This is a genomic window from Kitasatospora sp. UYEF31 (genome assembly GCF_057291755.1).
On sequence record NZ_JBXAWK010000113.1, the window covers coordinates 1 to 7,913 of the forward strand.

Annotated in this window: 5 protein-coding genes; all 5 read right to left on the minus strand. The window is 68.5% G+C overall.

Annotation, left to right across the window (positions count from 1 at the left end):
• Nucleotides 1–158 precede the first annotated feature (158 nt).
• Nucleotides 159–1,223 (minus strand): DUF3644 domain-containing protein, encoded by a 1,065-nt coding sequence (locus tag AC0Z36_RS28985; protein ID WP_485466053.1) that lies wholly within the window; start codon nucleotides 1,221–1,223, stop codon nucleotides 159–161.
• The gene (locus AC0Z36_RS28990) at nucleotides 1,220–1,660 is read right to left on the minus strand and encodes a DUF6262 family protein (RefSeq protein WP_485466054.1); all 441 of its coding nucleotides are present in this window, start codon (nucleotides 1,658–1,660) and stop codon (nucleotides 1,220–1,222) included. Before AC0Z36_RS28990 ends, AC0Z36_RS28985 begins: the two co-directional genes overlap by 4 nt.
• A 5-nt stretch (nucleotides 1,661–1,665) precedes the next feature.
• Nucleotides 1,666–3,816 (minus strand): tyrosine-type recombinase/integrase, encoded by a 2,151-nt coding sequence (locus AC0Z36_RS28995; RefSeq protein WP_485466055.1) that lies wholly within the window; start codon nucleotides 3,814–3,816, stop codon nucleotides 1,666–1,668.
• Complete coding sequence (locus tag AC0Z36_RS29000; protein WP_485466056.1) at nucleotides 3,816–5,042, minus strand: tyrosine-type recombinase/integrase; 1,227 nt, start codon at nucleotides 5,040–5,042, stop codon at nucleotides 3,816–3,818. Before AC0Z36_RS29000 ends, AC0Z36_RS28995 begins: the two co-directional genes overlap by 1 nt.
• A 66-nt stretch (nucleotides 5,043–5,108) precedes the next feature.
• A complete protein-coding gene (locus tag AC0Z36_RS29005) occupies nucleotides 5,109–7,748 on the minus strand; it encodes a Tn3 family transposase (RefSeq protein ID WP_485466057.1) in 2,640 nt (879 codons plus the stop codon).
• Nucleotides 7,749–7,913: the final 165 nt, after the last annotated feature.

Sequence of the window (7,913 nt, forward strand, 5' to 3'; positions counted from 1 at the left end):
GGGGAGACGGTCAGCCCGCCGGCCTCCAACTCCCCGACGGCGGCGTCCATGTAGAGGGAATTCCACCAAGTATCCGGGGCAATCGAGTGAACCGGCGCTGTTTGTGCAGGTAGATCACTTGCAGTCGCGTCCGAGAGTGAAGCCGAGGCGATCGGCGATCACGCGCTCTTGGGCCTCTCCCGGTATTCCTTGTAGATCTCGTCGATGCTGAAGTCTGCTGACTTCATTGCGTTGTTCATTCGCTGATAGGCGTTGTCCGAGAAACGATCGATGACCGTCTTTCCCTGTTCCCACTGCTTGTGGCAGGCATCGTCCGCGTCAATGTTGAGCTTCCAGCGCAACGCTGCCGCACGGGGCCAGCTGAGGCCGAGCTTGTCCGCGAGCTTGGACCTGCTCCAGTGGTACTTCTTCCACAGGTCCTCCGTCTTCACGGCGGCTGCCGGTTCGCCGTCCGCTGCCCATCGGACGGGGGCGCCTGCGGTTTTGGAGAAGTGCACTGTCACGTTGATGCCTGCCCCGCTGACCTGTGTCCCGACGGTGGCGAGGTTCGGCAGCAGGTCGACTCGCGTGGTGCCGTCCTTGATGGCCTGCTCGGCGCTGTCGACGTCGCGCTCGGTGACTCGGAGGTCTCCTACCGTGTGGGCCTGCAGCGCGAGGAGGGTGCGGATGCGTCCGCGGGCTTCGGCGCCGTGGCGCTTGCCGGGTTGCAGCAATTGGTGGACCTGGGAGTACTCCTCGTCGACGAGTGTCTGAAAGTCGCGAGGAGGCTGGGTTGAGATCGGCAGGACACGGTCAGGCAGGTGATCCGCGAGGCGCTCGCAGAAGGCGCGCTGGAGGAGCTCGTCGAACAAGGTGACGGCCGCTCGCATGTGGATGTAGAGGATCCCTTCAGACACCACGCAGTACCAGTGTTGCTCTGCATCGCGGAGCGCGCAGATCGCGCGGAGCGTGCCCGCCTCGTCAGCAGAGACCCGGAGTTTCTCTCCGCTGAGGTTGACGCACTTGTCGAACCCGATGCTCGTCCGGTCCTTGTGGTCGAAGACCTCGACGCGGTGTTGGACCAGAGCGGCCTTGAGCAGTATCTCGAAGGCGTGCTGCGTGGACATGAGCACGATGGTGGTTCTGCCGCCGTTGAGCTGTGGCGTGTTGAAGGCGGTAACAGCGTGAGTGAAGGAGGCGTGCGCCTTCGCCTTGAGAATCCGGGTTTCACGACGCAGTCTCATGCAGTCCCTCCGGCCGGTCCATGAGCGGTCTGCCGGTTCACCAGGGGGCCGACGCGGCGTCGCAGTTCGAGGTTCTCGCTCTGAGCGGTCTCCAGTGCCTGCCGCAGGGTGTGGACTTCGTCGCGGTGCCGCTGCTTAAGTTCGGCGAGCTGGTTGGTGAGGGTGCGCACGACGCTGCTGGGCGAGTCGTCGGGCGGCTGCGCGGCTGGCCGGGGCGGGTTGTTCTGCTGCTGGGTGCGGAGTTGTTCGACGCGCTGGCGGATCTCGGTGCACCGGTAGAGGAAGTCCAGCGAGACGTCGGCGGTCTGGGCGAGACCGCGGAAGGTGATGGGCTGCCGACGGCGGATCATGTCGCGCAGGCCCTGCTCGGCCCTGGCCTTTGCGGCAGCGCTCTTGCGGGCGGCGGCCTGGCGGAGGTTGTCGGGGTTGCCGCGCATGCGGGTCAGCGCCCTTCCTGGCTGCGGGTGATGGCGTCGGTGCGGGCGCCGACACCGGCGCCGCGGACGGCCTGGGGTTCGTCGGCGAGCCGGGTCGCTTCGAGTTTGAGGATGATGCGGCCCAGGGCGTCCTGCTCTTGGCGGCGTCCGGCGAGCCAGACGTTGTCCGGGCTCATCGGCTGGCCGGTCCGGACGGTGAAGGCCCGCTGCCGTTCCTCGATGAGCTGGTCGGTGCGGTCCCTCTGGGTAGTGAGTTCGGGCAGGAAGGTGGCGTCGGTGGCGAACTTGTCGCAGGTCAGGCAGGCGTTGCCCTTCGCGCACACCTGACGGGGCGGCAGCAGGCACAAACCGTTGGGCAGGATCCGGTCGGTGCGCTTGTCCAGCTCCAGCATGTCGTAGAGGTCGCGCGGGTCGGTGGACAGCTCCCGGGCATCGGCGGTGATCTTCCGGTAGCGCAGGAACTCGCGCTCGTGAGTCTCGGCGAGGGTCTGCGCGTAATGCATAACCATGGCCGGAGACAGGTGGCCGAAGTACCGCTGGACGACGTGCAGCGGCACGCCAGCGTTGAGCAGGCTGGTGGCCTTCGTGTGCCGGAACCGGTGGGTGCGGTTGAAGTCCACCAGCCGACCGGCGCTGTCGCGGATGTCGAGTCGGCGGGCGAACTCGGAGAGCGTCTGCTGGACGCGTTCGAAGGGATAGGGCTTGTCTGCGTTGCGGTTCATCCTGTGCGCCAGGAACAGGTATTTGGGGGCGACGCCCACAGCCCAGCGGGGCCCCAGACGGGTGTCGGCCCACTGCTGCTGCCCGGCGATGATGGCGGTGATCTCCGCGTCGACGAAGATGGTGTCCGGCGCCTGGTCGATCTTCGTCTGCTGGTAGCGCAGTTTGGCTGTGAAGGCGCCGTCGTCGACCGCCTCCTCAGCAGGTCGGGTCAGCTGGTCCAGCGCGAGCAGTGGATCGCGGTCGAGCATGCGGACCTCGCTGATGCGCCGACCGATGCGGACCTGCAGCATCATGATCCGCATGAGCTGCTCGTCGTCGAATCCGCCTTCCTCCACCGGGGCACCGAGCAGGTGCAGGTTGGCCATGATCTGGGACAAGGCCGTGTCATCGATAATCTCCCAGCGCTCGGGCTGGACCGTGGGCCGGCCCTTCTCCCCGCGCCGCCACAAGATGGCGTGGTAGGGGCCAAGGCCCAGCCAGCCCGGTTCGTCCAGCGTCAGGGCGGCTGCCTCGCGGTTGTCGGCCATGAACGCGTAGAACTTCTCGACGTCGGTGACGATGTCGTTCACGCGTAGCGGCGACAGCGGCTTGCCCCGGTTCGGTCCTGCGCGAGCGATCTGGGCGCGGACGTGGCTGAGGAAATCCAGCATGAACACCCGCACCCCGGCGGGGTCATCGCGCAGCCCCGGCGGCGGGACAGGCCGCTGGTCGGCGATCCAGTCGGCGAAGACCTGCAGTCCGGACCGGCGGGCGCGGGCTGTGGTCCAAACCAGATCGCCGGTCTCCAGGGAAACCCGGAGATACCACTGGACGCCCTGCCGCAGCCAGAGCGGCTGGATGCGGTGGAAGTACAAGCTGTGGTCGCCCTGTGGTTCATGGGTCCGCCGCGGGATGCGCGGATCCAGCCCCGGGTCCCACACCTCGCGCTGCCACCAGGGCCGCTGGTCGTAGGCGGTCCACAGCATCTGAAAGCAGCGGCGCAAGAGTGCCGTGGTGTTCAGCAGCCATCCCTTGCCGGGCAGGCGGGCGTTGTGCCGGACGAACGCCGAGGCCAAGGCCCGTTCCCACTCGCGCGGCGTGTGGTCCATCAGCGAGCCGCGAAGCTCCGGATGGTCCTCCACCATCTTGGCGAGCCAGCCGAGCAGTGACCCCAGCGCTCCGACGGGGACCCGGCCGCCCAGTTCGACGATGCGCCAGCAGCACCAGGCCATCTCGCGGTCCATGGGAGTGGGCAGTTGCCCGAAGCGGAGCCGGAAGCTTCGCTGGTGCGTGCTGAGCAAAAAGGCGGCGAGGTCGGCGGGGGCCAGAGCGTCCGAGGCCAGCTCGACCGTCCGGAAGCGCTGCGGGACCGCGTCCCACATGGTCGTAAGAACTCCTGCCTGGAAGTAGCCGGAGGTGTCGCGCATGTCCTCCAGCAGCGGATTGGCGCTCATCAGCACGGTCCGATCAGTGCGGCGTCCGTCGCGGCCCGCCAGCCGGCGGTGAGCTTTGTCCAGTCGGCCACGGCTCGCAGCTCGGCGTCCTCGGTGACGTGGGCGTACGTGTTTATCGTGGTCTGCACGTCCGCGTGCCCGAGCCTGCGGCTGACCACATGTATCGGCACGCCGGACAGCAACAGTGCGGTGGCGTGGCTGTGCCGGAACCAGTGGGGCGTCCAACCCGCCGGGACCTGCCCGACCAGCTGCCGGTGGAGCCGGTCGACCAGGTCGTAGACGCTGTCGGGCTTCCACGGGGCGAACCGCGGTTCACGTTCGAGGTTGACGAAGACGTACCAGTCGTCGAGGTCGGCAACCGCCAGGTCAGCCCCGGCGTCGCACAGCTGCCACAGGTACTCGCCGTAGAGGCGGTCCAGTTCATCGGAGATGTAGAGCTTGCGGTAGCCGCCGCCCTTCGCGCGCACCCCGTGCGGATGCTCTCTCGGGACGACCTCGATGAACGGGGTCTCGCCGCGGCCGGTGTGCCAGTCGCGGTGCCGCAGTCCGAGCGCCTCACCGAGCCGCAGCCCGGTCCCGGCCAGCAGGTCCCACAGGAGCCGGTCACGCAGCGATCCCCGCCATTCACCCGACCCTGGATCCCAGACCGCGCAGGTGTCGCAGATCCGGTCGATCTGCCGGGGCGTCAGCACCGGTGGCGCGGCCGGGCGGCTCTGGCGTACCCGGATGACGGACTGGCGGCGGCCCTTGCGGCGCGCGATGTGCTCCAGTATCGGCTTGTAGCGGCCACCGCCCCCGTGCACCAGGCGGTGCAGGTCCCGGCCGACGTCGACGCCGTTGAGCTGGTGGAACTCGTAGCAGGACAGCACCGCACGCAGCCGCACCGAGACGGTCGACTCCGCGAACCGGGCCTTCCCCGGGGTCAGTGCCGTGACCTGCGGGTCCTCTCCGGTCCGTAGCCAGGTCAAGAACGACCCGAAGTCCTCCAGCGTCACCGCGTCCCAGACCAAGGAGAAGGCGTCCAGGTACTGCCACCACAGCGCCAGCGCGCGGGCATAGGACTTCACCGTGTTCGGGGACGCCTTCTGCACCCGCAGGTACTCCAGGTACTCTTCCGCCGGCCCCACCACCTGGTGGTCGCAGCCCAGCACGGTCCACGTCCGCTCGCCGCCGCGAAGCGTGAGGCGCTGGGTACGGAACCCCGAGAGATCAACTACGGTCGTCACATCCCGTAACGTACGCACCCCGGATAGTCCTTCTGCGAGAGCGGCAAGACACGCTCTAAAGATCACTCATGCTGCGTAGCGGACGGCCTCCGGCCGCCCCAGATAACAGAAAACGACGGCGTTGATCGCCATGCCCAGCGCGCCGAGCTGGTTCTCCATCCCGTCCCGGTAGGCGTGGCGGATCTCGCCCAGGCGGCCGAAGAACATCGCGCGGCCCAGCGCGTGGCGGCCCTCGCCGATGTTCAGCTGCACGCCGATCATCCTGCGGTACACCTCGGAATCGATGAACTGCAGCAGATGGAGGGTCTTGAAGATCCGTCCGTAGGCGGCGAACGCGTCCCCCAGGCCGGTCATCCGGTCACCGTTGTTCATCATCCGCAGCAGGTCGTAGGCGCGCACGGTGCCGGTGGTCAGGGAGCCGGCCACGCGGAGCATGTCTTCCCAGTGGTCGCGCACCCTGGCCACCTGGATTCGCTGGCGCGAGACCGGCTCCAGCAGCCCGTAGTCGGCCGACAGATCAAAGCGCCACAAGCGGGCGTCAGAGATATCCGCGATACGCGGGGAGAACTGGTAGCCGCAGATCGCGAACAGCCCGAACACCAGGTCGCTCACTGATCCGGTATCGGTGATGACCATCTCCGGGCGGACCGGTCCGTCCAGGTTGAAGACCGCGTCCAGGATGCCCAGCGAATCACGCAGCGTGCCCGGCATGACAATCCCGCCAAGCCCCATGAAACGGTCAGAAACCACGTTCAACCAGGTCATTCCGCGCCCGGTCGAGAAATATTTCGGATTGGGCCTGGTGTGGATCGAGCGCACCGGCACGGTGAAGCGCATCCCGTCGGCCGACGCGACGTGCCCACCGCCCCAGTCCCCGGTGATGCCGATCCCAGACTGCGCGCCGACCAGCAGCCCCGAAGCGGAACGCAGTCCGGGCAGGTGGAAGTACCCGTGGTCCGCAGCTGTCAGCCGGCCACGGGTCAGCGCCCGCTCCCCCGGCTTGATCACCGGCTCCATCCCGATGTTCGTCGACTTGTGGACCAGGAGCGCGGTCAGCGTCAGGTCCAGGTCCGCAGGGCGGGCGACCTGGCCGCTGACGTGCTCGATCGCGTCGTACATCCCGGTCTTTGCGTGGACCTCCAGCAGCAGTTCGGGGTAGTCCACGCGGGGCATCATCGCCTGGACCGCGTCGTGGACCACCTGGTAGCCCGCCGGCAGCGGGTCGGCGTCCAGGCGGTCCAGGCGGATCTTCCCGTCCACGATGTCGACGGCCGCGTTGTCGGGCAGGTTCTCCGCGACGTGCCGGTACATCTCGTCCAGCAGCACTTCCAGCTCGCCCAGATGCTCTTCGGCGGTGCCGGGCAGCTCCAGCGCGGTCAGCACCTTGGGCCGGGTGACAGCCCAGGCCGGACCGGACAGCAGCCGCGCTCTGGGGTCGCCCCAGACATCGCCGCCCACCGCGAAGACGTCCCGGCGTTTGAGCGCGGTCAGCAGCGCGTCCAAGACGCAGAACGTCCAGGCGTGCTTGTCGATCAGGCCGTTCACCGCCAGCAGCGGATTGCCGAGCACCATGCGCCGCCACGTCCCGTCGCTCAGCAGGCCGGCGTCGATGTGCTCGGGTCCGGGCTTGCGCCGGGCCTGCACCTTCGGCAGCTCCCGCAGGGCCTCCACCACCGCGACCCCGGCCCGGGTCGCACCCCAGGGCACGACGTCGGCCAGCAACGAGGTAAAGCCCCGCACGGTGGCGTACCGGTCGAGAAGCTGCTTGCGCCAGGCGGTCTCCGCGTCCTCGTCGGTGCCCTCGGGCAGCACCTCGGCCAGGTCGGCCAGGGCCTTGACCAGGTCCTCGCGGGTGACGACCTTCTCGATCCGCTCCCACGCCTGCGCCACACTCACCGGCACCGCCGGATCCAGCTCCTCCACCGGGGTGTCCATCAGCACCGTGACCGCGCACGCCACCGTCGCCGCCGCCTTGCGCAACCTCGGCATCGTCTTGAGCTTCGCCTTGTCATCCGCGCGCGCCGCGCGGGCCAGCAGCTTGGTGGACATCAGCACCTCGAACAAGGTGAGCGCGTCGTCCACCGAAGCGTTCTCCAGGTGCCGCACCGTGGCCAGCACCGTCGCGGTGCGGCGCGGCTCCACCAGCCGCCGCAGCCGAGGGGCGTGGGTGCTCACTCCGAAGCGGGCCAGCTCCGCCAGCTTCACCGGCGGCACCCGCCACAGGTCCAGCCCGCCGGCCCCGAGCCCGCGCACATCCCGCGCCCGCTCCAACGCGCCCTTCTGCCCCCGTCCGCTGACCTCGCGCGGCACCGTCCGCCACCGCTCCAGCACCGAGACCGCATCCCCCTCGGGCACCACCAGCAGTCCCATCAGGTCACGCCGCAGATCCGCGGTGACCGGCGAATCGACCACCGAATAGATCAGGGCCTGTTCCGCGGTGCGGACCTCCGCGACCAGGGAAGCCAGCTGGGTGACGCCGGGCAGCAGACACCGGTTGCGCCGCAGCCACGTCACACCGCGGTCGAACAGCGCCCGCGGCCCCTCGCTAGATACCCAGACCCGCCCCGCGATGTGCTGCCGCAGCTCCAGCTCGCCATCCTCAAAGTCCCTCACCTTGAGCAGGGACCGGATCTCCCGAGCGTGCTCGTGCTGGGTCGGCAACCGCTCCGGATAATCCGACAGACACGACGGGTCGGCGATCCCCAACTGGGGTTACGAGGTGTTACGGCCGGAGGCCGCCCCCCGGGGGGCGGCCTCCGGCCGTAACACCTCGTAACCCCCAGCAGGTCCAGTTCCTCCACCCGCGCGGCGTGCTCGCGGAAGCGTGACCACGTCGCCCGCCGGGCCGGGGTCTTCAGATCGTCGAAAGCG

Bases quoted from the DNA above. Each gene is read 5' to 3' on its own strand.
- AC0Z36_RS28985 (WP_485466053.1), bottom strand. From the start codon at position 1,223: ATGAGACTGCGTCGTGAAACCCGGATTCTCAAGGCGAAGGCGCACGCC.
- AC0Z36_RS28990 (WP_485466054.1), bottom strand. From the start codon at position 1,660: ATGCGCGGCAACCCCGACAACCTCCGCCAGGCCGCCGCCCGCAAGAGC.
- AC0Z36_RS28995 (WP_485466055.1), bottom strand. From the start codon at position 3,816: ATGAGCGCCAATCCGCTGCTGGAGGACATGCGCGACACCTCCGGCTAC.